The 21,201-nt window shown below is 45.0% G+C and carries 20 protein-coding genes and 2 pseudogenes; 12 read left to right on the top strand and 10 right to left on the bottom strand.

Features of this window, described 5'->3' with window-relative positions:
• Nucleotides 1-47: 47 nt before the first annotated feature.
• Both CHJ_RS12590 and rpsU read right to left on the bottom strand, forming a co-directional pair.
• Nucleotides 48-491, bottom strand: coding sequence for a GatB/YqeY domain-containing protein (locus CHJ_RS12590; protein ID WP_317917818.1), 444 nt, complete (start codon nucleotides 489-491; stop codon nucleotides 48-50).
• Between the two features lie 27 nt (nucleotides 492-518).
• Complete coding sequence (gene rpsU / locus CHJ_RS12585; protein WP_001145625.1) at nucleotides 519-734, bottom strand: 30S ribosomal protein S21; 216 nt, start codon at nucleotides 732-734, stop codon at nucleotides 519-521.
• A gap of 207 nt (nucleotides 735-941) precedes the next feature.
• Here rpsU and tsaD point away from each other — a divergent pair, with 207 nt between their 5' ends.
• The gene (gene tsaD / locus CHJ_RS12580) at nucleotides 942-1,964 is read left to right on the top strand and encodes a tRNA (adenosine(37)-N6)-threonylcarbamoyltransferase complex transferase subunit TsaD (RefSeq protein ID WP_171752603.1); all 1,023 of its coding nucleotides are present in this window, start codon (nucleotides 942-944) and stop codon (nucleotides 1,962-1,964) included.
• Nucleotides 1,965-2,175: 211 nt separating this feature from the next.
• On the opposite strand, the gene plsY is transcribed toward tsaD, so the two are convergent.
• Complete coding sequence (gene plsY / locus CHJ_RS12575) at nucleotides 2,176-2,769, bottom strand: glycerol-3-phosphate 1-O-acyltransferase PlsY (RefSeq protein WP_171752604.1); 594 nt, start codon at nucleotides 2,767-2,769, stop codon at nucleotides 2,176-2,178.
• 220 nt (nucleotides 2,770-2,989) lie between these two features.
• Between plsY and folB the strand changes: the two genes are divergently transcribed.
• The 3 genes from folB to CHJ_RS12560 are packed head-to-tail and all read left to right on the top strand — an operon-like array spanning nucleotide 2,990 to nucleotide 4,644.
• Entirely contained in the window at nucleotides 2,990-3,349 is a 360-nt protein-coding gene (folB, locus tag CHJ_RS12570) for a bifunctional dihydroneopterin aldolase/7,8-dihydroneopterin epimerase (protein WP_171752605.1), read from the top strand.
• Entirely contained in the window at nucleotides 3,346-3,837 is a 492-nt protein-coding gene (gene folK / locus CHJ_RS12565; RefSeq protein ID WP_317917817.1) for a 2-amino-4-hydroxy-6-hydroxymethyldihydropteridine diphosphokinase, read from the top strand. The genes folB and folK overlap by 4 nt, the downstream gene beginning before the upstream one ends.
• Nucleotides 3,838-4,644 (top strand): undecaprenyl-diphosphate phosphatase, encoded by an 807-nt coding sequence (locus tag CHJ_RS12560; protein ID WP_171752607.1) that lies wholly within the window; start codon nucleotides 3,838-3,840, stop codon nucleotides 4,642-4,644. It begins immediately after the preceding gene.
• Between the two features lie 92 nt (nucleotides 4,645-4,736).
• Here CHJ_RS12560 and CHJ_RS12555 read toward each other — a convergent pair whose 3' ends face one another.
• The gene (locus CHJ_RS12555; protein WP_317917816.1) at nucleotides 4,737-5,630 is read right to left on the bottom strand and encodes a LysR family transcriptional regulator; all 894 of its coding nucleotides are present in this window, start codon (nucleotides 5,628-5,630) and stop codon (nucleotides 4,737-4,739) included.
• 156 nt (nucleotides 5,631-5,786) lie between these two features.
• Between CHJ_RS12555 and CHJ_RS12550 the strand changes: the two genes are divergently transcribed.
• The 6 genes and pseudogenes from CHJ_RS12550 to CHJ_RS12525 all read left to right on the top strand — a co-directional run bounded on the left by CHJ_RS12550 (nucleotide 5,787) and on the right by CHJ_RS12525 (nucleotide 13,038).
• Nucleotides 5,787-6,185, top strand: coding sequence for a RidA family protein (locus tag CHJ_RS12550; RefSeq protein WP_317917815.1), 399 nt, complete (start codon nucleotides 5,787-5,789; stop codon nucleotides 6,183-6,185).
• A 63-nt stretch (nucleotides 6,186-6,248) separates the two neighbouring features.
• Nucleotides 6,249-7,709 carry an aldehyde dehydrogenase family protein gene (locus CHJ_RS12545; protein WP_317917814.1) on the top strand — a complete coding sequence of 487 codons (1,461 nt, stop codon included), beginning with the start codon at nucleotides 6,249-6,251 and terminating at the stop codon, nucleotides 7,707-7,709.
• Between the two features lie 60 nt (nucleotides 7,710-7,769).
• Nucleotides 7,770-8,759 (top strand): membrane dipeptidase, encoded by a 990-nt coding sequence (locus CHJ_RS12540; RefSeq protein ID WP_317917813.1) that lies wholly within the window; start codon nucleotides 7,770-7,772, stop codon nucleotides 8,757-8,759.
• A 225-nt stretch (nucleotides 8,760-8,984) separates the two neighbouring features.
• Nucleotides 8,985-10,487 (top strand): annotated as a pseudogene (locus CHJ_RS12535) (BCCT family transporter); the annotation flags it as partial.
• A gap of 89 nt (nucleotides 10,488-10,576) precedes the next feature.
• The gene (locus tag CHJ_RS12530; protein ID WP_317917812.1) at nucleotides 10,577-12,301 is read left to right on the top strand and encodes a hypothetical protein; all 1,725 of its coding nucleotides are present in this window, start codon (nucleotides 10,577-10,579) and stop codon (nucleotides 12,299-12,301) included.
• Nucleotides 12,298-13,038 carry a DUF3726 domain-containing protein gene (locus CHJ_RS12525; protein ID WP_317917811.1) on the top strand — a complete coding sequence of 247 codons (741 nt, stop codon included), beginning with the start codon at nucleotides 12,298-12,300 and terminating at the stop codon, nucleotides 13,036-13,038. The genes CHJ_RS12530 and CHJ_RS12525 overlap by 4 nt, the downstream gene beginning before the upstream one ends.
• A 100-nt stretch (nucleotides 13,039-13,138) precedes the next feature.
• On the opposite strand, the pseudogene CHJ_RS12520 reads toward CHJ_RS12525, so the two are convergent.
• Nucleotides 13,139-14,366, bottom strand: a pseudogene (locus CHJ_RS12520) (multifunctional CCA addition/repair protein).
• Nucleotides 14,367-14,456: 90 nt separating this feature from the next.
• Between CHJ_RS12520 and CHJ_RS12515 the strand changes: the two are divergent.
• Both CHJ_RS12515 and CHJ_RS12510 read left to right on the top strand, forming a co-directional pair.
• Nucleotides 14,457-16,064 carry an ExeA family protein gene (locus CHJ_RS12515; RefSeq protein WP_317917810.1) on the top strand — a complete coding sequence of 536 codons (1,608 nt, stop codon included), beginning with the start codon at nucleotides 14,457-14,459 and terminating at the stop codon, nucleotides 16,062-16,064.
• Nucleotides 16,064-16,942 carry a general secretion pathway protein GspB gene (locus CHJ_RS12510; RefSeq protein WP_317917809.1) on the top strand — a complete coding sequence of 293 codons (879 nt, stop codon included), beginning with the start codon at nucleotides 16,064-16,066 and terminating at the stop codon, nucleotides 16,940-16,942. Before CHJ_RS12515 ends, CHJ_RS12510 begins: the two co-directional genes overlap by 1 nt.
• 94 nt (nucleotides 16,943-17,036) lie before the next feature.
• On the opposite strand, the gene CHJ_RS12505 is transcribed toward CHJ_RS12510, so the two are convergent.
• The 5 genes from CHJ_RS12505 to CHJ_RS12485 form a co-directional block, all read right to left on the bottom strand.
• Nucleotides 17,037-17,258 (bottom strand): hypothetical protein, encoded by a 222-nt coding sequence (locus tag CHJ_RS12505; RefSeq protein ID WP_171752618.1) that lies wholly within the window; start codon nucleotides 17,256-17,258, stop codon nucleotides 17,037-17,039.
• Between the two features lie 267 nt (nucleotides 17,259-17,525).
• Nucleotides 17,526-18,020 carry a nitrous oxide reductase accessory protein NosL gene (locus CHJ_RS12500; protein WP_317917807.1) on the bottom strand — a complete coding sequence of 165 codons (495 nt, stop codon included), beginning with the start codon at nucleotides 18,018-18,020 and terminating at the stop codon, nucleotides 17,526-17,528.
• 9 nt (nucleotides 18,021-18,029) lie between these two features.
• A complete protein-coding gene (locus CHJ_RS12495) occupies nucleotides 18,030-18,848 on the bottom strand; it encodes an ABC transporter permease (protein ID WP_317917805.1) in 819 nt (272 codons plus the stop codon).
• Nucleotides 18,845-19,771 (bottom strand): ABC transporter ATP-binding protein, encoded by a 927-nt coding sequence (locus tag CHJ_RS12490; RefSeq protein WP_317917803.1) that lies wholly within the window; start codon nucleotides 19,769-19,771, stop codon nucleotides 18,845-18,847. The genes CHJ_RS12495 and CHJ_RS12490 overlap by 4 nt, the downstream gene beginning before the upstream one ends.
• Nucleotides 19,768-21,093 (bottom strand): nitrous oxide reductase family maturation protein NosD, encoded by a 1,326-nt coding sequence (locus CHJ_RS12485; RefSeq protein ID WP_317917802.1) that lies wholly within the window; start codon nucleotides 21,091-21,093, stop codon nucleotides 19,768-19,770. The genes CHJ_RS12490 and CHJ_RS12485 overlap by 4 nt, the downstream gene beginning before the upstream one ends.
• Nucleotides 21,094-21,201: the final 108 nt, after the last annotated feature.

The raw sequence follows: 21,201 nt of genomic DNA, 5'->3' as shown, positions 1-21,201 counted from the left end.
CGCGCATTCCAAAAAGGATAGCACGGCTTGCTAAAATTTCTTTGAGCTTAAGCGAGTTTAGCGCGAACCAACCCACTTACTTTGCCCATATCTGCACGCCCTTGAATTTGAGGTTTAAGAACGCCCATTACCTTACCCATGTCTTGCATGCCCGCAGCACCAGAGTCAGTAATCGCACTTTCAATAAGTGCTGCTACTTCGTCATCCGTCAACGGTTGAGGCATAAATTCCTCAAGTACGGTAATTTCAGCCTTCTCAACATCAGCAAGATCATGACGATTTGCAGTTTCATATTGAGCGACAGAATCGCGACGTTGTTTAACCATTTTCGTCATGACAGCAATTATGTCGTCGTCGGTCAGAGTGATCCGCTCGTCGACTTCACGTTGCTTAATGGCAGAAAGGGCTAAACGAATAGTGCCAAGGCGCGGTTTGTCCTTGGCTTTCATCGCTATTTTTTGCTCTTCTTTGAGTTGGTCAATAAGAGCCATAACTAATTTCCTTTAAGAATTCAGTTATTAGTACAGGCGAACGCGACGTGCGTTTTCGCGAGCAAGCTTCTTAGCGTGACGCTTTTGTGCAGCTGCTTTAGCGCGTTTGCGAACTGTAGTTGGTTTTTCATAGTGCTCACGACGACGTACTTCAGATAAGATACCTGCTTTTTCGCAAGAGCGCTTGAAACGACGAAGTGCAACGTCGAACGGTTCGTTTTCACGTACTTTAACTACTGGCATATGCCTTTCACCTCAGGGGTTATTCGTTAATGCTGGTTCCTCTGTGCCGAATCGTTAGCGATTGGCATTAACCAGCTTGATCAAAAATGGTGCGGAATTTTAATCCGAGAAGTACACCTTTGTAAAGCTTTATCGTGGTCAAATTTTGTTTGATTAGGTAATATTGCGCCAAATTTATTTTTTAATGTTGATGACGCCGAGAAAAGTATGCGCATTTTAGGGTTAGAAACGTCGTGTGATGAAACCGGCGTAGCAATTTATGACGATGAGAAAGGGTTGCTTTCTCATCAACTTTACAGCCAAGTAAAACTGCACGCCGACTACGGTGGCGTGGTGCCTGAGCTGGCATCAAGGGATCATGTCAAGAAAACCATTCCACTGATTAAAGAAGCATTGAAAGAGGCCAATTTAACCTCTGATGACATCGATGGTGTGGCTTATACCGCAGGGCCGGGTTTAGTGGGGGCGCTATTGGTTGGTGCGACTATCGGACGTAGCTTAGCGTACGCATGGAATGTTCCAGCGGTGGCGGTTCACCATATGGAAGGGCATTTATTGGCGCCGATGTTAGAAGATAACCCACCGCCATTTCCATTTATTGCTCTGTTGGTTTCTGGTGGCCACACCATGATTGTTCAGGTGATGGGCATTGGTGATTACCAAATCCTTGGCGAATCTATTGATGATGCGGCAGGAGAAGCGTTTGATAAAACGGCTAAATTAATGGGGCTGGATTATCCCGGTGGGCCATTGCTGTCACGTTTAGCCGAAAAAGGCACTGCAGGTCGTTTTAAGTTTCCTCGTCCGATGACGGATAGACCGGGGCTAGATATGAGCTTCTCCGGGCTGAAGACATTTGCAGCGAACACGATCGCAGCGAATGATAACGATGATCAAACTCGCGCAGACATTGCTTATGCGTTTCAAGAGGCGGTCTGCTCAACGTTATCCATTAAGTGTAAACGAGCATTAGAACAAACCGGACTAAAGCGCATTGTTATTGCTGGCGGAGTGAGTGCGAACAAACAGTTACGCGCAGAGCTGGCAGCATTGGCGAAACGTATTGGTGGTGAAGTGTATTACCCAAGAACCGAGTTCTGTACCGATAATGGCGCGATGATCGCTTATGCGGGAATGCAGAGGCTTAAAAATGGCGATACAACGGATTTATCGGTTAAAGCACAACCAAGATGGCCGATTGATCAGCTCACGCCAATAGAGAGTGAGTAATATAACCTAGCAGCCCCTCGCACGTTCCTTTCATCTATCTCGTTCCCATGATTCTCGTGGGAACGCATATCGACGTTAATCCATAACCGAAGGGCTGCTAAACCCTTCCGCGAAAATAATCAGTTTGGGCGTTTCGTTAAGGTCAGGTATGCATTACCACGCGAGAGCGTGATAATGAGGATGCTTCTTATGGTAATAAGGAAAAAGGTTTTTACTGCTGACTGGTGCCGATTTTAGGTTCGTCGCCTTTAATTAATCGGCGGACGTTTTCATGATGGCGCAGTAAAATTAAGCAGCACAGCATGGCCACAGGCAGCGTGTAGAGGGGTTTAAATACCCAAGCGTAAAATGGTGCGATTAAAGCAGTAATAATGGCAGCAAGGGAAGAGTAGCGGGTAATAATCGCGGCTACAATCCAAGTCGCGGCGAGTAATCCTGTTAAGCCCCAACCTATGGGTGCAATGGCACCAATGGCCGTGGCCACGCCTTTGCCACCTTTAAAATGGAAGAAGATCGGATAAATATGACCGAGGCAGGCGGCGATGCCGATAAAGCCAAGCATTAATGGCTCAATACCTAGATAGTAACTGCCCCAAACCGGAATTGTCCCTTTTAACATGTCGCAAATCAGAACCGCGAGAGCCGACCATTTCCCCCCAATTCTAAGTACGTTAGTGGCGCCGGGGTTGTGCGAACCCGTCTCTCTTGGATCCGGAAGATCAAATAATCGGCAGATCAAGATGGCACTAGAGATCGAACCTAGTAAGTAGGCAAAGATGATCATGCAAAGTGCTAGTGGCGTCATGGCTATCCTATGAAGCAAAAAAGGGGTAAAGTGTCCGGCTTAAAAATAATACGTCTTTTTAATGAGTATTGGTATCCGACCTGTTGCTGATTGGTATCTTATCGCATTTTTTTTGTTCAATAAGGTGACTTCGCTCGTGTATTTTGCCTTCGTTCGAGCATTATTATCAAAGCAGGTAACATTTTTTCCTTCGTATGAATGATTTTATAGGAGTTTATTAATGGCTTTAGACACAGTTTTTATTGAGCAGCTAGAGGTAATTACCACCATTGGTGCTTATGATTGGGAACAAGAGATTAAGCAGAAGCTGGTGCTTGATATCGAAATGGCGCACGACAACCGCCCAGCGGGAAAAAGTGATGATGTTGAAGATGCATTAGACTATGCTAAAGTGAGTCAAGCGGTGCTTGAGCACATTGAAAACGGTCGTTTTTTATTGGTTGAACGAGTGGCGGAAGAGATTGCCCATTTAATTATGCAGCGTTTTTCTGTGCCTTGGATTAAAGTTCGTTTAACTAAACCCGGTGCGGTTCCTCAAGCAAAAGGGGTTGGAGTGGTGATTGAACGAGGAACGCGATGATTACCACCTATATTGGCGTTGGCAGTAACGTAAACCGAGAATATTACTCTCAGTTTGCGGTTGAAGCGTTATCTGAACTTGGTAAAAATATCGTCATATCTAGCGTATATGATTGTGCTTCAGTTGATTTTGACAGTGCCCCTTTTTTCAATTTTGTCGTGCAGCTTGATACGGCAATGAGTTTGCCTCAACTCTCTAAAGCGTTACGAGAGATTGAGTTCAAAGCAGGCAGAGCGCAGGATGCTCAAAAATATCAAGATAGAACGCTGGATCTCGATATTCTGCTATTTGGTGAAGAGGTCTCCAGTGCTTCACCTCAAATACCAAGGAAGGACATTTTTAAGTACCCATTTGTGATTCAACCACTTTATGATTTATCTCCGGATCTTTGTATTCCTGATGATGGCCGTTTAGTTAAAGAGGTGTGGTTGAGTATGGATAATCTTCAATCCCTTACTAAAGCGGATTTTCAATTTAGTGGTTGTTAAATGACGTATTTTGAAGCGTTTATATTGGCTCTCATTCAAGGGCTTACCGAGTTTTTACCTATTTCTAGCTCGGCGCACCTTATTCTCCCTTCGGCTATTTTGGGCTGGGAAGATCAAGGCTTAGCCTTTGATGTCGCGGTGCATGTAGGAACATTAGCCGCTGTGGTGATCTATTTTAGACAAGAGATAGTGACACTCTTTACTGCGCTAATGGGGTCAATCTTTCGTCAAGAGAAAAGCAAAGAGTCTAAGCTGGCATGGATGATCATACTTGCCACCATTCCTGCCTGCCTGTTCGGCTTGTTTATGAAGGACATAATTGAGCTCTACTTAAGAAGTGCTTGGGTAATAGCGACCACCACGGTGATATTTGCGTTACTGCTATGGTGGGTAGATAAACATGGCCGTTTTGCTGACGATGAATACAGCGCGGACTGGAAGAAATCACTGTTTATTGGTGTTGCTCAGGCGTTAGCAATGATTCCTGGTACGTCTCGTTCGGGGGCCACCATTACTGCGGCGTTGTATCTTGGCTTTAGTCGTGAAGCGGCTGCTCGCTTTTCGTTTTTAATGTCGATCCCAATTATCACCTTGGCAGGGGGATATCTTGGCTTAAAACTGATCTCTAGTGGTGAGCCTGTTCACTTGGGGATGCTCGGCACGGGGATGATTACTTCGTTTATCAGTGCCTATATCTGTATCTATTTCTTCCTGAAGCTTATCTCAAAAATGGGCATGACTCCTTTTGTTATCTATCGCTTACTGCTTGGTTTTGGCCTGTTTGGTCTACTGATTTTCAACGGTTAAGCACCACATTGAGGCGTAAAGGCTTCAATTGAATTAGGGCTATAGCACGATCTTTATTGAATCTGGCTATGGCCCTTTTTATTTACTGCCTGTTAATGCTGCTCAACCGATGCGGTGCTCAGCTGTTGGATGCACAGGGCTTGAAAAGCTTTCGCCTGAGGAGAGATGGTTCTGTCACTTAAAGTGAAAATACCGATTTCTCTCTCTAATGGGGGATCTATAAGAGGTATCCATACCAATGGCGTGTCATTAGTTGGAAATGCCAACTTGGGCAGTGTTGTGACGCCTATGCCTAGCTCTAACACAGAAAATAGAGAGGTGATGTTCTCGACGGAATAGAGTGCTTGCTGCGACAGTGTCCCGGCTGGTGTCGGGTCTAGTAATTTACAGGTTCCATTGCGGATAAAAGGCTGCTTAAGAAGTGTCTGCCATTCAATACCGTCAACTTGCTTGGCAATGGGATTATCTTTTAAACAGACAACGCCAATAGGATCTGAAATCAGCGGCGTAAAATCGATGCCTGTTTCCTCTAGGCTAGACGGGTTACCAAGAGCTAAGTCCACCTCTCCCGATAACAACCGTGCTTCTACGCCTGAGGCATTGTCATCAATAAGGCTAACTTCTACATTTGGGTGCTGTTCGCAAAAGTGACCTAACACGCTAGGAATAAGCTTTGCCGCTACGGAGGGCACACTCGCTATCTTAACTCTTCCTTGCTGACCTGCCGCGGCGGCTTTTAAGTCGTTATCCAAGGCACTGTATATGTTGAGAAACTGGATGATTTTGGGTAAACAAATCTCCCCAAAAGGGGTGAGCTTGGCTTTGTTTCCTCCTTCAAACAGCGACTGTCCAAGGGTTCTCTCTAACTCCTTTATCGAGGTTGATAGCGCTGCCTGAGAGCGATTGGCTCTATTTGAGGCGGCGCGAAAACCTCCTTCTTCGACGACGATCACAAAATGCCTTAATTGTTGCAGCTTAATACTCAACGTCCTTCCCCTTAAATCCCTTTATTTACTGCAATTAGGGTAGTTCGATAAATTAAATTTATCAATTGTAAAAAATTTATAGTTAGATTTATCGTTAAGTAATGTGCATCATTTAACTAAATTGCAACATTAACATTACAAAAGGTCAAAGTGCTTGTGAGTATCCAAACTAAAAAACAGCCGATAAAAACAGAATTGTTTGCCTCTAAAGCCCCTCTAGAGTGGGCGGTTGTCGGCAACGGCACACTTTATACTGCACAGATCCCAATCGATGAAACTGGCGCGGTTGTAGCGGGGGGAATTGAAGCTCAAACCCGTCAAACGTTTAACAATTTAGTTCATACCCTTGAGTGCGCGGGTGAGTCGATGGACTCAGTGCTTCAAGTTCTTATTTATGTTACCGACCGAGCGTACTTGAAGACGGTTAACGAAATATATGCAGATTATTTTAACGCGCCTTATCCAAACCGTGCCGCCATGGTTGTGGCAGGCCTGGCACGTGAAGAGATGTTGGTTGAATTTGTTGTATATGCCACGGCTACGCAGCCGGAATAACAGATAACCATATTAACAGGCTAACGGAAAAGGTTGGCACTGAGTAAAGACAAGGAAAACGCAATGACTTTAATAAATAACGTTCAGACAGAGAAATCGCTCTACATCGCAGGTGAATGGCAAGCGGGTGTGAGTACTGTTGCGAATATTAACCCGTCAGACATAAGTGAAAACTTGGGTGACTTTTCGCAAGCGAGTGACTCTCAGGTTGAGCAAGCGATTCAAGCCGCGAAAGTAGCGCATCCTGAATGGGAAAAATCGCCTCTAGAACGTAAGCAGAGTGTTTTGCAAGCGATAGGTGATGAGCTGATAGCTCGTTGTGATGAACTTGGCACGCTGTTATCTCGTGAAGAGGGCAAACCTTTTGCGGAAGGGCGTGGTGAGATTTATCGCGCCGGCCAGTTCTTTCAATATTTTGCCGCCGAAGTACTGCGTCAAATTGGCGACATTGCAGCCTCTGTAAGACCGGGTGTTTCGGTCGAAGTGACACGCGAAGCGGTTGGAGTGATTGCCATTATTTCGCCATGGAATTTCCCAACGGCAACTGCTGCGTGGAAGATAGCGCCTGCTCTGGCTTTTGGTAACAGCGTTGTTTGGAAACCCTCTAATCTTACTCCTGCAAGTGCCGTTGCTCTTACCGAAATTGTCCATCGCCAAGGGCTACCAGCGGGAACATTTAACCTTGTTTTAGGCAGTGGCTCCAAAGCGGGTAACACGCTTATTAATTCAAAAGATGTTAATGGTGTCAGTTTTACGGGCTCTGTAGAGACAGGACGAAAAGTCGCCGCCGCAACCGCACCGAACTTTGTTCGTAGCCAGTTAGAAATGGGCAGTAAAAATGCCCTTGTGGTGGCGGACGATGCCGATATTCAGATTGCTGTTGAAGCGACAATTGCCGGTTCATTCTCCGGTGCCGGACAAAAATGTACCGCTTCATCTCGCCTTGTTGTGATGGACAAAATCCACGACCGCTATGTAGACGCCCTGATTAAACGCATGAGTGAGTTAAAAGTCGGCCATGCATTGGATGACGGCATATTTATGGGGCCGGTTGTTGATGATAAACAGCTTAGCTCTAACTTTGAGTGGATAGAGAAAGCCCGCCAAAGCGGCGCGGAACTCGGCTTTGGTGGTGAAAGATTATCTCTGAAACATGAAGGTTACTACATGTCTCCAACCCTATTCCTAAACAGTAACAATAGCTGGGAAGTGAATCAGGAAGAGGTGTTTGCACCAATGGCGTGTGTCATTCGAGTGGCTGACCTAGACGAAGCAATCGCGGTCGCAAATGATACGCGCTTCGGCTTAACTGGCGGCATTATCACTCAAAGCCTTCGTAACAGCGCCATCTTTAAACAGCAGGTTCAAACCGGTTGTGTGATGGTCAACCTACCAACCGCAGGCACTGATTACCACGTCCCGTTTGGTGGTCGTAAAGAATCAAGCTTTGGTCCTCGCGAGCAGGGTCAATATGCCAAAGAGTTTTATACCGTGGTGAAAACCGCTTACCAACGTCCTTACTAAGCCTATTGGGTGGTGTTGCCACCCATTACTTAACGCAACGAATTTGTATAGGGAGTGGTTATGTACCAGAAAAGGATAGTGATCGACGGCTTGCAGTACTGCAACTGGGATCGAGAGTATTTTCAAACCTTGAAAGTCAGCGGCATTACCGCGATTCATGCAACGGTTGTTTACCACGAAAATGCCCGTGAAACGCTGACTCGCTTTGCTGAGTGGAATCAACGATTTGAAAATAACGCTGACTTGATCATGCCGATTCATTCGATGGCAGATGTTCAGAGAGCAAAAGAGTTAGGAAAAGTTGGGGTATTTCTTGGGGCGCAAAACTGTTCGCCAATTGATGATGAGATTGGCCTTATTGAAGTGATGCGTAAGCAAGGGCTGTTGATTATGCAGCTTACCTATAACAACCAAAGTTTACTCGCCACTGGCTGCTACGAGCAAAATGACAACGGCATAACCCGATTTGGTCAGCAGGCAATTAAAGAGATGAACCGAGTGGGCATGATCATCGATATGTCCCACAGCGCTGAGCGTTCAACGTTAGAGGCGATCGATCTCTCTACGCGGCCAATCTGCATTAGCCACGCTAACCCAACCTTTGCTCATGATGCATTACGTAATAAATCCGACACGGTGATCAAAGCGCTAACCAGCCGCGGCGGATTAATCGGTTTTAGTTTGTATCCCTTTCATCTTCCTAATGGCAGCCAATGCACACTGGATGATTTTTGCCAGATGGTGGCGAAAGCGGCTGAGCTGTATGGCGTTGAGCACCTAGGCATTGGCAGTGATTTATGTCTTAACCAGCCACAGCAAGTGCTGGAGTGGATGAGAAACGGACGTTGGTCTAAAGCGATGGATTACGGAGAAGGATCCGCAAGCAATTCCGGTTGGCCTGATGCATTGCCATGGTTTAACGGCAGCTCTGGCATGGAGAATATTTACAACGGATTAATTCGCTATGGGTTCAGTGAACCTGAAGCGGGACAAATACTGGGCGAGAACTGGTTCGAATTCTTAAAAGAAGGATTAGAGCCTATCTCATAAGTTGTAGCCCAAACATGGAACGACCTGCTGATAAGACAATAACAGAGCAGGTGTTAAAGTTAACTTTTGTAGCAGGTGGTATCTACTGCAAAGAACCTCTGGAGTCAGAGTATGTCTGATTTAAGCAATAGCATGAAAGCATCAACAATGAATGATCCCTCTGAGGCGACATTGTTAAAAAGTACAGCATCTCATGATGCTCAACCGGTCAATGCTAAATCGATGGAGAAACTGGGATTAAGTAATCCTGCATTTTGGTACAGCGGCGGATTTATCGCGCTGTTTGTTGCCGTCGCTCTGTATGACGGAGAAAAACTCTCTGCCATCGTTAATGCCGGTTTTGGCTGGTCAGTACAGGTATTTGGTCCATACTGGCAATTACTTCTGTTGCTCACCTTCCTTATTGGGTTAGGGCTGGCAGCAGGTCGAACGGGTAAAGTTGTTTTAGGTGGCATTAGCACACCAGAGATGGACTCATTCCGCTGGATAGCAATCATCTTCTGTACCTTACTTGCTGGTGGCGGTGTTTTTTGGGCCGCGGCTGAGCCTCTTGCTCACTATGTTAGCCCACCGCCACTATACGGTGCGCAGGAAGATGTTGTGCAGGGTGCAATTAATGCATTGTCACAATCGTATATGCACTGGGGCTTCTTAGCTTGGGCGATTGTAGGTAGCTTAACGTCCATTGTTGTAATGCACCTTCATTACGACAAAGGCCTTCCACTGAAGCCGCGCATTCTGTTGTACCCTGTGCTTGGAGAGCGAGCGCTAAAAGGCCATGTGGGCGCGTTAATTGATGCTTGTTGTATCATCGCGGTTGCTGCGGGCACCATTGGCCCTATTGGTTTCCTTGGCTTGCAAGTCAGCTATGCTTTAAATGCTCTGTTTGAGATTCCAGACGGTTTCACTACTCAATTGATCATCATTCTATTTGCTATCGTACTGTATACCCTGTCTGCATTGAGCGGTATCAACCGAGGCATGCAGTTACTGAGTCGCTACAACGTGATACTCGCGGTGGGGCTGATGGTTTATATCCTGATATTTGGCCCAACAGGCTTTATATTTAACGGCTATATCCAAGGTGTTGGCAGTATGCTGGATAACTTTATCCCAATGGCTACTTATCGTGGTGATGAAGGTTGGTTGAGCTGGTGGACGGTGTTCTTCTGGGGCTGGTTCTTAGGCTATGGCCCAATGATGGCTATCTTTATTGCGCGTATCTCTCGTGGTCGTACTATTCGTCAAATTATCTCGACAATTAGCATCGTAGCGCCTCTTACAACCTGTTTCTGGTTCACCATTGTTGGTGGTACTGGTCTGGCGTTCGAGATTGCCGATCCTGGTAGCGTGAGTACCGCATTTGAAGGGTTTAATTTACCGGGAGCGCTTCTTGCTATCACTCAACAGCTTCCTAATCCAATGCTGATTTCGATTCTGTTTCTTATCTTAACCACCATTTTTATCGTCACAACGGGTGACTCAATGACGTACACCATCAGTGTGGTTATTAGTGGCGAAACAGAGCCAAACGCGATTGTTCGTATCTTCTGGGGTGTGATGATGGGTGTAACGGCGTTGATCTTAATCTCGCTGGGATCGGGTGGCATTTCGGCGCTGCAATCCTTCATTGTTATTACTGCAGTTCCAGTCTCTTTGATACTGCTGCCGTCGCTATGGAATGCCCCTCAAATAGCCATGAAAATGGCAAAAGAGCAGAACCTATAATTACGACAATAACCTAGAGGAGCTTGTGTTGCAGACAATTTCAAAAACAGAGTTCCTCTCCACTTTTATAGAAAATAGGTGGTAAGAAAATGAACCTACATCGTTCTACTTACACTGATATTAAGTTGCGTGACGCAGAGATGGTCATGGCGCCTGATAGATTAGGCGCTATGCATCAAAACAGAATTAGCTTTGTTCGCAGTATGATCCGTAAAATGGCGGAGCAGAAATGGCAGGTGACAAAACAGCAATGGCAATTATCGCCTCAAGGCTTTGGTCACGTTATTTACAAGTTGCAAACGCCTCTGCATGTCTATCATCTGGTGGTATTTTGTGACGAAATTGCCGATGAAGAACGCAACGATAGAGTTATTGCTGAAAAGTGGGATGTGACATTTGCACTGGTGTATGGTGATGTTGACGTTGATTTACTTGAAGAGTTAAGAGCAAATGTGCCTCTACAAGAAGCAGGCAGAAACCCTAATAACGTATTGGTTCTTGCTCGGGCAAATAAGAGTGTCCGGGTGTTTGAGCATATTGTCAGTGCGTTAGCAAAAGGTACCCAGCCAGACACTTCTGAGCTAGCAGAAGTGGGGTATATCCTTCGTACTACGGCGGTGTATGGCAATGGCAAATTTGGTATTGCCGATTTTAAACTGCTTGAAGATAACCCAGATTTCAACTTGTCGTTTAGCGCTCAGATGTGTGCGGTTTATCTATTGCGAGAGTTCAGTCTCGACTGGGTCAATTACTTGGCTATGCAGAAGGGCGGAGACTCGGCAACCTCTTTAGATAAAGGCATTCAACGCTATCTAGGGGTTGGAAATGCAACAGGGCTAGGCATGGCTCCTTATCTTATTAATCACCCATGTATTGTTGATCAGTGGATGACCGCTCGTGAGCGTGCCGTTGCTCAGGCGTTGTCTATGCCTTGTGATAGTGCACTGCATCAGCCTCTACAAAGCTTGCTAAACAAAGCCATTTGTCATCTACAGCAAGTGGTGACGATTAATGAACATCAAAATCAGCTGAACCATGATGCGATAGCCGATTTACAGCAGCTATCTGAAAATTTGAAAGAGTTAATGTTGCATCAGCCTGATTGGAACCATTTATCTCAACAGACAAGTGACATGAGTTTAGAAGCGCAAGAGATTTTGACCTCATGCTTGATTGAGCTTTATCCAGAGTTGGTTGACGGTTTTGAAAATGAGATGAATAGCAATGAAACCTTGGCTATTCCAAGTGGTAAGAATGTGGGAGAGTTGTTAGCGGTATTGAAAAGTAAATATCGCTGGGCGATAGAGGCTGACTATTCTCTAGCAGAAAATAACTACTGGTTTTGGTATCGCTCGCAGGATAAAGAAGAGCCAAGACTTGGTGTTAGAGGTGAAGAGCAAGGCGAAGATCGCGAGTTACCTCTTGATATTGGACGACAGGTTAATCGCTTGTACCACGCACTGTGTCAGTACCCTGAACACGCGTCTGTAGCGGAGTTTTTGCTCAGTCACTCACAATACCGAGCCATTACTCGTAGAGCATGGACTTTGGGTAACCGTGAAATGGGTGATATTCAGATGAATGTGTTGCGTGAAGATGCGTTGCCGATGCATCTGCTGCGTTGTAAGTTGGCGATTTTTGGTGCAACGAAATTTGATCCACGCTCTGATCGCTGGGTTCGTGTCACCTTCTTCCAAGGTGCTCCTTTATTGAATGACATAAAGAGTCCTGACTATATGGACAACTGGATCTTTCCATTGATGCCAGCGAATAATAGTAATGACAACCAATTGAGTGGAGGGCTAGCACAATGATCGTTTCGCACAATGAACTGGTCGCTGCAGTAAACAAAGCGTTTTTTGGTATGCAACGTAGCTTTGGTGAGGCAGATGTTATTGCCAACATGGTTGCTGATTTACAGATGGTGGGTTTACGTGGTGTTCAACACTTTAATAATGCCAGTCGATTTATCGGCCTCGACTCAGACTGCGCGGTCTCTATTAACAAGTTGCCGGATAACACCATTGAAGTGGACCTGAAAAATAGCAGCGTGGCTTGTCACCTTCCTGCTGTTTTAGATTATGCGCTAGAAAATATGGTGGGAGCCAAATCCATCACTTTGGAGCTTAAACAGTGTCATAACCGATGGTTGGGGTATAGCGAGTTGGTTAGGCTTGCCGCAAAAGGTATTGCTTGTCGTGCACGTTGGTCAAACGGCAGTAGCCCTAAGCATGTGCTTTATGTGCTTGGACGAGGTTGTATCGCTCCAGAGGTTTTCTTCTCTGATAACAAAAAACTTGATGGTAATGGTGAAGCTGACAATCACACCATGACTATTGAGCTCTCAGTTAATGATTTTAATGTTGAGCAACATACTGAGCACTACTCTATTCACATTAATGGTGATGAACTGAGCCAAGCGGAGAGTGCATCTTGGCAAGATGGTGTGTTTGTCGAGGATGACGAGTGGCAACAGTTAAAGCAGACGGCCGCTGTGTTCTTGGTGGAAAATAGCGAGCGTTCCGTTCAGGGGGCAGGAGAGTTGGTATAGCTCTTTTGTACAAAAAAACTTAGCGAATAGTGTTAGCAGAGAGCCTGTAATTTTATTGCAGGCTCTCTGTTTTGGTTTTGTGGCATGGGTGTTTAATGGCTTATTCAGTATCGGAAAACAGTGCCAGTTTCACCGCATGAACTCGTCGGCTGTCTAGCTCATCTCTTATTGCTTTTCCGGTAAACCCATCGGCAATGATGGCTTGTACCTCAATGGATAATGCTGCGTTGTAAGCGGTCTCTACGCGCTCTTTTTGAGGATAGGGCATCTGCTGGTGACCTTCTCTTCCCCGATGATCCGCTTCGCAGCACAGCAACACTTGCTGCAATTTTTCCGGCTTACGCCATACATCAAGTTTGTTGAATACTTTTAAAAAGGTGGCCGCTCGCAGTTCGTCAGCGCGGTGGATATTAGAGTGTTGTGCGCAGACTGCCAGAGCCAACTCTTTATAATCATTGGGCACTTTTACACGTTCACATAAGGCTTTAATAATGGCTATGCCTGTTTGGCAATGCATTTTATGGCTGGGCCACTCTTCTGATGGTGTGACACCTTTGCCGAGGTCATGAACTTGCGCGGCAAAACGAACTTGTGGAGAGGAGCTGATTATTGCGGCCTGTTCTGCAACCATTAAGGTATGAATGCCTGTGTCGATTTCTGGGTGCCACTGCTCTGGCTGAGGAACACCGAATAAGGCGTCCAGTTCAGGTAGCACTATTTTCAGTGCGCCACACTGTCTGAGTACGGCAATAAACTGCTCTGGATTAGGAGTCTGTAGAGACTTTTGCCACTCTTGCCATACGCGCTCTTGGGTTAAATGGGCGAGTTCGCCGGAGTCGCTGATCTCCTGCATTAATGAAATGGTCTCTTGTGCAACAGCAAAACCCAGATGATGAAGCTTCGCGGCAAAGCGAGCCACACGAAGTACTCGCAAAGGATCTTCCACAAAGGCGGATGAAACGTGACGAATGACCTTATCTTGAATGTCTTTTTCACCATGATATGGATCAATAAGTTGCCCGTTATCATCCATTGCGATGGCGTTAATGGTGAGATCTCGGCGCATGAGATCTTGTTCTAATGTCACATCCGCAGAGAAATAACACTCAAAACCTGTATAGCCGGCCTCGACTTTTTTCTGTTCGCGCCAGTGCATGTTCTTCTTTGGTTTTAGGGTGCAAGAAGACCGGAAAATCTTTTCCAACGGCTTGAAAACCTTGTGACAGCATCTGTTCTGGTGTTGAGCCAACCACAACCCAGTCATTATCATAAACAGGCAGGTTAAGTAGTTTATCTCTAACCGCACCGCCAACAAGATAGATTTGCAAAGTGAACTCCAGTGAATATCGAATAGTTATCCCTTTACATTCTATCAGGCAATGGTACTTTTCCAGAACTGTTAAGTGAGAGATGAGTTGATGTACAAAGATTACTTTGGATTTATAGAGTTGCCGTTTTCCATTGTACCCAGTGCGAGATACCTATTTTTAAGTTCTCGTCATCGGGAAGCGATGGGGCATTTGCAAGCGGGGTTAGGTGAGGGTGGCGGCTTTGCTATGCTTACCGGCGAAGTGGGAACGGGAAAAACCACCGTATCTAAAGCGATGCTTGCCTCATTAAATGACAATGTAAAAGCGGGCTTAATTCTTAACCCAACCTTTAGTGATTCGGATCTTCTCGAAGCCATTTGCGATGAGTTTGAAATTGAGTACCCTGATAACGCCAGCTTAAAGCAGCTGACCAAAGGGATTTATCACTACTTAATGGCCAATCATAGCCAAGGCATTCAAACATTACTGCTAATTGATGAGGCACAACATCTCTCTGCTCAAGTATTGGAGCAACTTAGGCTGCTAACAAATTTAGAAACCGACAGTCAGAAATTACTGAAAGTGCTGCTTGTCGGGCAACCAGAGCTACAACAAAAATTACAAACCGCAGAGCTAAGACAGTTGGCTCAAAGGATCACCGGTCGCTACCATTTGCTGCCATTAGGGGAAAAAGAGGTCGAGCAGTATATTCAGTTTCGACTGCGTATTGCGGGCAGCCCCGTAGAGTACTTCTCTTCTAAGGCGGTTAAGATTATCGCGCAAACAACCAAAGGTGTACCGAGGTTAATCAACCTTGTTTGCGACAAAGCTTTGCTCTACACCTTTTACAGCGGAGAGAAAGAGGTGTCTGCCAGTCAGGCAGAGAAAGCGTGTCAGGATGTGATGAGCTTTCAAGCCCCCATGGTTGCAGCACCAACTATGGAAAAAAAGCGCAGCGGTTCTCCTCTGCTGGTGACATTTTTAGTTAGTGCTCTGTTAAGTGGTGGGATTTATCATTTTAAAACAGACATTAGTCGGTTGATCCAAAGCCAATTAGCGCCTCTACCTGTGGTTCAGCTTGACGAAAAAACCGCGGACAATACTACTGAGCCAGTTTTGGCGAGTTTTCTCAACCAGAGTCAAAGCTCGGTTGATGCCATGCAAGTGCTGTATGAACTGTGGGGGGTTAGGGCATCTGTCCTGAACAGTAACTGCTTGGCGGACAACTCACCGTATCAGTGCGATACAGGCGTTGCCGATTGGCAACATATTGTTTCAGCCAATCAGCCGGTGATACTGCCGTTGAGTGAACAGGATAGTTTGTCGTATGTGGTGTTGTACGCCATTAATGATGAGTACGCAGAACTCTTAAATAAGAATCAACGCATTCAGGTGCCGATTTGGTGGCTAAAAGAGCGCTGGAATGGTGGCTATCAAGGTCTTTGGTACAGCGAAGTGGATCAGGTATTAAAGCGTAATAGCCGGGGCAACCAAGTTTTGCTGTTGGATAGCTTGCTCTCAACTGCACTCAATGAACCCGCTAACGACAGTGTGCTGTTTGACGCATCGTTAGAGAGAAAAGTACGAGCGTTTCAGCAGTGGCAAGGGCTTGATGCTGATGGTGTTGTAGGGCGTAATACTTTGAAAATTTTAGCTAAGCTCACCAATACCTCAGCACCTACTTTGCACCGTATTGAAGTTAAGGAGACAAAATAATGTCTCAAATTATGAAAGCACTGCAAGAGTCGGAGATGAATCATCAAGCGGGTCAGCCCTCTTCGGTGGCTTCGGCGTCATTATCTCAGCAGCAGCCAAAGTCGACAGGTTGGCTTTTTTATCTGTTTTTGGCGTTGATTTTACCTTGCGGTTTGTTGGTGATTAATTTTGTTAACAGCAACAGTGAGTGGCAGCAGTTAACGAAACAACGTCTTGCTGAACAACAGCAGTTGGCAGAACAAAAGGCACTTGATAGCACTATTGCGGTTGAGTTGCCTTATCCAGATACCCCATCTCTTGAACCATTATCAGAGATTCGGCAGCGATTAGGTAAAAATAACAAGCCGAAAATAGTTGAGATTGTGGTGGAAAAAGAAGAAAAGCCAACAGAAACAGAGCTGACGTCACTCAAGGAGACAAGCGCTATTAGCGCCAATGCGAAAGAGAGTGAAGAGACAAAGGATTTGGCGAGCGGCAGTCATACTAATGACAACACGGTGAGTAATGACGAAGAGTTTCAACTTGATTCTCTTGATCTCAGCGGGTTATCTCCAGAGCTGGCAAAACGTGTTGAACAAGCTTTTAGTGTTGAGAGTATAAGCGACTCAGTTGAGCAAGATAGAGCCGCTAAAGCAGCGATTAAGCTGGTGGATAATGAGAATCAGTTTGTAGGGCAACTGCCCGCGATGAATCTACAAACGCATATGTACGCCAGTAATAAAGATAGTCGCTGGGTAAAAATAAATGGTCGAGAGCTTTATGAGGGGGATTGGTTAAACAACCAAATTAGGCTGGTAAGTATTTCCCCACGTAATGTTGTGATTGAATACAAGGGTAAGTTTATTGAAATCCCTGCTTTGTATGAGTGGAAGGGATAATTATATAAAGTAAATTGACGACTCTTTATATTATGCGCAAAGGCTTCAACGATTGAACGTTGAAGCCTTTTTTGATTGAAAATTAACACAGAAACTAGTGCGTATCACCTGCTCGTTCTGCACCAAAAGAGATATCTTTATAGACATCTTTAAAGCGTTTGGTTTTGGGTTTGCTTTTTGATTTACAAGGGGTGAGTTCAGATTCAGATTGAATAGCGAGCTTATGATCCTCGGCAGCTTGGATAAACTCAGGATCAGACATCGCTTGTTTGCGAAGTTTGTTTACTCTATCGAGCCTTTCAGATAACGAAAACATATCTAACCTCCCATAAAGCTGTATTTATATACAGTAGTATAGTGCTGGTATTGCTTAAGTCAATAAAATACTGTTGTTATGTACAGTTGTTTGTTCACTTATTATGTTTATCTGTATAGCTATAGTTAATTATAGACCATATTTGGGAAAGTGAGAGGGGAAGAATGCGAGCTAATAGGTTGAAAACTATTAACTTAATGACAATTTATTTTTAGTATTTGGCGGGAGATAGCCTCTTGTTTTTATTAACAAAAGGCTGAAGCAAGATCACAGAATATCGATAGTAATATCTTGGTATTGATAAATCGTACCGCCATAGTTTTCGCTGAATGCTTTGGCGTCTTCCTGTTTGCCGAAGCTGGCTAATGTTTTACCCATCGCACCTTTTTGACTTGAGCCAATAACAAACCATGCTTTTTCCGCATCAATGAAATATTGGTCTTCTGGTTTTTGCCATGGCGTCTTACTCATATCATGAACAAAGACTTGCTTCACTTGACGTTGGTTTTCTGGCTGCAAAAGGTAGCTGAACAGATCTCGTGTCGAGCAAAACTTTAATACGTTGTCGTTACCATTTTGATAGGCTTCCCCTTTAGGCCCGGGGAAATTCGCGATGATCATGCCACATAAATGACACTCATCAGCACTTTCGATCGCGACGGCTTGTTTTAACATGGTTTGTTGCGGCGCTTCTCCGCAGCCAACAAGAAAGAGAGAGAGAGCAAATAAAAAGTGCCACTTGGATCGTAGGTAATTGTTCATATTTGGGCCTTATAAGTTTTTGTTTTTAAAAATAATGAGTGCGATGCTAAGCGGGGCAATAATCCAAGCGAGCATCACTAGCAGCAATGTCGAGGTTGAATAACTGCTGTTGATGGCGACAGAGAGCACGCCGTTAACATCACTACTGTTAAGCGAAGAGAGATTGATCAGCCGGAAGAGATCGGCAGGGTTAAACATCATCAACTGCACCAAGCCATGTTGAGTGACCATTTCATCGGTACCGACTAATAGTGCCAATAAAACCAGATCAAAAATAATGACGAACAGCAGCCACAGTATTAGCGCAATACCGGCTGCTTTTGATTTTTCTGAAACCAGTAAACTAATGACATAGGCAAGAGCGATAAAACATAATCCCAGCAAGGTTGAGGTGAGGATAAATAGGCTGAACGCTTCTCCGATGGCGACCATGTCAGTGGTTAATTGAAGTAACGCTGCGGCGCTACCAAAACCTAAAATGGTTGCCAGCGCAATTACGCCTCCTTGCCCTATAAATTTCCCTAGCAGGAGTTGACCGTGGCTTATTGGGTATGTCATCAGCAACAGTAGGGTGCCGGACTCTTGCTCTCCTACAAAGCTATCGTAGCAAAGGAGCAGCGCGATCAACGGAATAATAAATACCGACAAACTTGATAGGCTGGCAATGGTAGAAGAAAGGGAAGGTGAGGAGATATGTCCAGACGCCACTGTTCCGTAATAGCTAAGGCCAATGGAGAGCAAAGCAAATATGAAGGTAATAGAAATAAACCAACGGTTGCGAAGGCTATCTTGAAACTCTTTTAATGCAACGGCAAAGATAGGGTTCATAATTGGCCCTCGCGTTGATGGTTCGTTTGCTGTTCAGCTTGTTGTAAAAAGTGCTGGTAGATTTGCTCTAGATTGGCGTTTTCGATTTGAACATCTTCCAGTGCGGCGTGTGTTAACAGCGCTTTTAATGTCGTCATTTTTAAATGCTCAGGAATGTGTAATTGATCGGTAGAGACGAGATAAGGTGCTAATGCACGGTCGTTTGCTAAATCACGGTTTATCCCTTTCGCTTTAATGATAACGGGCAACTGAGCGTGTTGCCTTAGCTGCTCTAACGTGCCCATGGCAATGGGGTGTCCTGAAGATAGAATCATGGCTCTGTCGATGTGCTGCTCGACGCCAGATAAGGCGTGAGAGCATAATATAATGCTGGCACCGTCATTTTTTAGTTGATCGACACTGGAGTAAAACTCTTGAGTCGCAATAGGGTCTAGCCCCACCGTTGGTTCATCTAATAGCAGTAGTTTGGGTTTACCGAGAAATGCTTGAGCCAACCCCAGCCGCTGTCGCATCCCTTTTGAGTATGTTTTGACTTGACGTTGTGCAGCATGATCTAAGCCTACTTTTTGCAGTAGAGAGGGGATATGTTTAGTCGGTTCGGATTTTAAACGAGAAAAGTAGGTTAGCACTTCTTGGCCAGTGAGTTGATCGTAAAAACTGACATTTTCCGGTAAGTAGCCAATGCTTTTTCGGCTGTGCCATGCTTGTTTACTTTTTGGGTCGACACCACATACTTCGATGTGTCCTTTTGTTGCAGGAATAATCCCCAAGATAAGCTTCATCATGGTTGTTTTACCTGCACCATTGTGACCAAATAGACCGAGTACTTCTCCGCTGTCGAGAGTTAAGTCTATCTCGTTGAGAGCGAGGAGCTGTTTGTATTGCTTGGTCACCTTTTCCAATACGACGACAGGATTGCTCATAAATTCTTTCCTTTATTGTCCGTAGCGTATTTGCTGGACTGTAAAAACTGGGCTTTGGAGTTGGTCGGTGATATTAAAGGGTTAGAATCTTTGACGCCTGCGGGCTTAAGCAGTGGAAACTGTTTTTGAATCCAGCGCAGCATCAACACTGAAGGGCTATCCAAAAGCACTTTTGCCTCTGGGTATTTCCAAACCATTTTATCTATGCCGTCATTAGGCTCAAAAGGTGTGTCGCCAATTTGATCATTGTCGAGATCCCAACCTAAATAGTTACTCCAATAGTTGCCAATATTTTGTTGAGACCACTCTTGTTTGCGATTTGATACATACTTCACCTGAACCGGGTTGTTGATAAAGTTGTTGGCAAATATTTTGCCATTTTCTGACCCGGCAGTGAGGTGAATGCCGATCTCGGCGGTATCAATAGTGTTGTAGCTTATGGTGTTGTAGGCGGAGTTATAGATAAATAGCCCTTTACCTTCACGGCCCATCACCTTGTTTTCAGGCTTTGTCCAAACATGATTGATGGAGTTGTAACTGATGTCAGAGTAGGTAATGAAGTTCATTAACATACCGTAGTCTTCACTGTCGTTACTTTGATTACCATGTACGGTTAGTCGATTCGAACTCATTAAAGCGTAGCCGGCACGAGTGTTATAAGTTCGGTTGTCTACCACTGTATTGCTATGTGAGTACATATAGTGAACACCATACCGCATGTCACGCATCAGGTTGTTTCTAAGTTCACTGTTTTGGCTGGAGATGATATATAAACCATCACGAGTATTGCTGATGGTATTGCCAATCACTTTGGCATGTTTAACCGCAGACAATTGAATACCATTACCTCTGTCCGCTGAGCGTAATTGAGGGTTGCCCTTAATGGTGTTGTTTTCTACTAATAGATGCTGAGTTTTTTGCAACCAAAAGCCAAAGCCATCCCCTGTTAAGTGGTTATTTCTAATGACGATATTGTCTGTTTTTTTATCGAGATAAATGGCGGCGTTTTGCTCAGTTAAGTTTTTGCCCCAATTGACAATGGTGAGATTTTCTATGGTGGTATTAGATTGTTGTAGTGTAATGGCGTTGCCGTGCCCGCCTGCATCGATCAAGGCGCCTTCTTTCCCTGCGAGCGTAATGCTGTTGTTAACCACAAAGTTGCCCACATAGGTGCCCGGTTCAAGTAAAACCGTATCGCCATTGTTTGTGCTGTCGAGACGAGATTGTAAGTTGTCGTTACTCGTGACGGTGAATACAGCGGCACTTAGTTCGGTGTGCAGTAAACTGAGAGCAAGCAGAGTGAAGCAAAGTGTTTTGTTCAATCCATATATCCTAATGAGTCAATTAAGCCACTTGAGCCGGTAAGCAAGGCTTCTCTATCAATATAACTAGCAAATTTATACGATAAAGAAGCCTTAATCTTGTATCTG

Source organism: Vibrio sp. MACH09 (genome assembly GCF_033238805.1).
Taxonomy (GTDB): domain Bacteria; phylum Pseudomonadota; class Gammaproteobacteria; order Enterobacterales; family Vibrionaceae; genus Vibrio.
Note: the sequence above shows the minus strand (reverse complement) of the source record. Positions and strands in the feature narration are given on the sequence as shown.

What these genes read in the sequence shown, in the direction of transcription:
- plsY (WP_171752604.1), bottom strand. Translation starts at nt 2,769, where the DNA reads ATGACGCCACTAGCACTTTGCATGATCATCTTTGCCTACTTACTAGGT.
- CHJ_RS12490 (WP_317917803.1), bottom strand. Translation starts at nt 19,771, where the DNA reads ATGAGCAATCCTGTCGTCGTATTGGAAAAGGTGACCAAGCAATACAAA.
- CHJ_RS12510 (WP_317917809.1), top strand. Translation starts at nt 16,064, where the DNA reads ATGTCTCAAATTATGAAAGCACTGCAAGAGTCGGAGATGAATCATCAA.
- folK (WP_317917817.1), top strand. Translation starts at nt 3,346, where the DNA reads ATGATTACCACCTATATTGGCGTTGGCAGTAACGTAAACCGAGAATAT.
- folB (WP_171752605.1), top strand. Translation starts at nt 2,990, where the DNA reads ATGGCTTTAGACACAGTTTTTATTGAGCAGCTAGAGGTAATTACCACC.
- CHJ_RS12525 (WP_317917811.1), top strand. Translation starts at nt 12,298, where the DNA reads ATGATCGTTTCGCACAATGAACTGGTCGCTGCAGTAAACAAAGCGTTT.
- CHJ_RS12560 (WP_171752607.1), top strand. Translation starts at nt 3,838, where the DNA reads ATGACGTATTTTGAAGCGTTTATATTGGCTCTCATTCAAGGGCTTACC.
- CHJ_RS12505 (WP_171752618.1), bottom strand. Translation starts at nt 17,258, where the DNA reads ATGTTTTCGTTATCTGAAAGGCTCGATAGAGTAAACAAACTTCGCAAA.
- CHJ_RS12590 (WP_317917818.1), bottom strand. Translation starts at nt 491, where the DNA reads ATGGCTCTTATTGACCAACTCAAAGAAGAGCAAAAAATAGCGATGAAA.
- CHJ_RS12530 (WP_317917812.1), top strand. Translation starts at nt 10,577, where the DNA reads ATGAACCTACATCGTTCTACTTACACTGATATTAAGTTGCGTGACGCA.
- CHJ_RS12515 (WP_317917810.1), top strand. Translation starts at nt 14,457, where the DNA reads ATGTACAAAGATTACTTTGGATTTATAGAGTTGCCGTTTTCCATTGTA.
- tsaD (WP_171752603.1), top strand. Translation starts at nt 942, where the DNA reads ATGCGCATTTTAGGGTTAGAAACGTCGTGTGATGAAACCGGCGTAGCA.
- rpsU (WP_001145625.1), bottom strand. Translation starts at nt 734, where the DNA reads ATGCCAGTAGTTAAAGTACGTGAAAACGAACCGTTCGACGTTGCACTT.
- CHJ_RS12540 (WP_317917813.1), top strand. Translation starts at nt 7,770, where the DNA reads ATGTACCAGAAAAGGATAGTGATCGACGGCTTGCAGTACTGCAACTGG.
- CHJ_RS12545 (WP_317917814.1), top strand. Translation starts at nt 6,249, where the DNA reads ATGACTTTAATAAATAACGTTCAGACAGAGAAATCGCTCTACATCGCA.
- CHJ_RS12500 (WP_317917807.1), bottom strand. Translation starts at nt 18,020, where the DNA reads ATGAACAATTACCTACGATCCAAGTGGCACTTTTTATTTGCTCTCTCT.
- CHJ_RS12495 (WP_317917805.1), bottom strand. Translation starts at nt 18,848, where the DNA reads ATGAACCCTATCTTTGCCGTTGCATTAAAAGAGTTTCAAGATAGCCTT.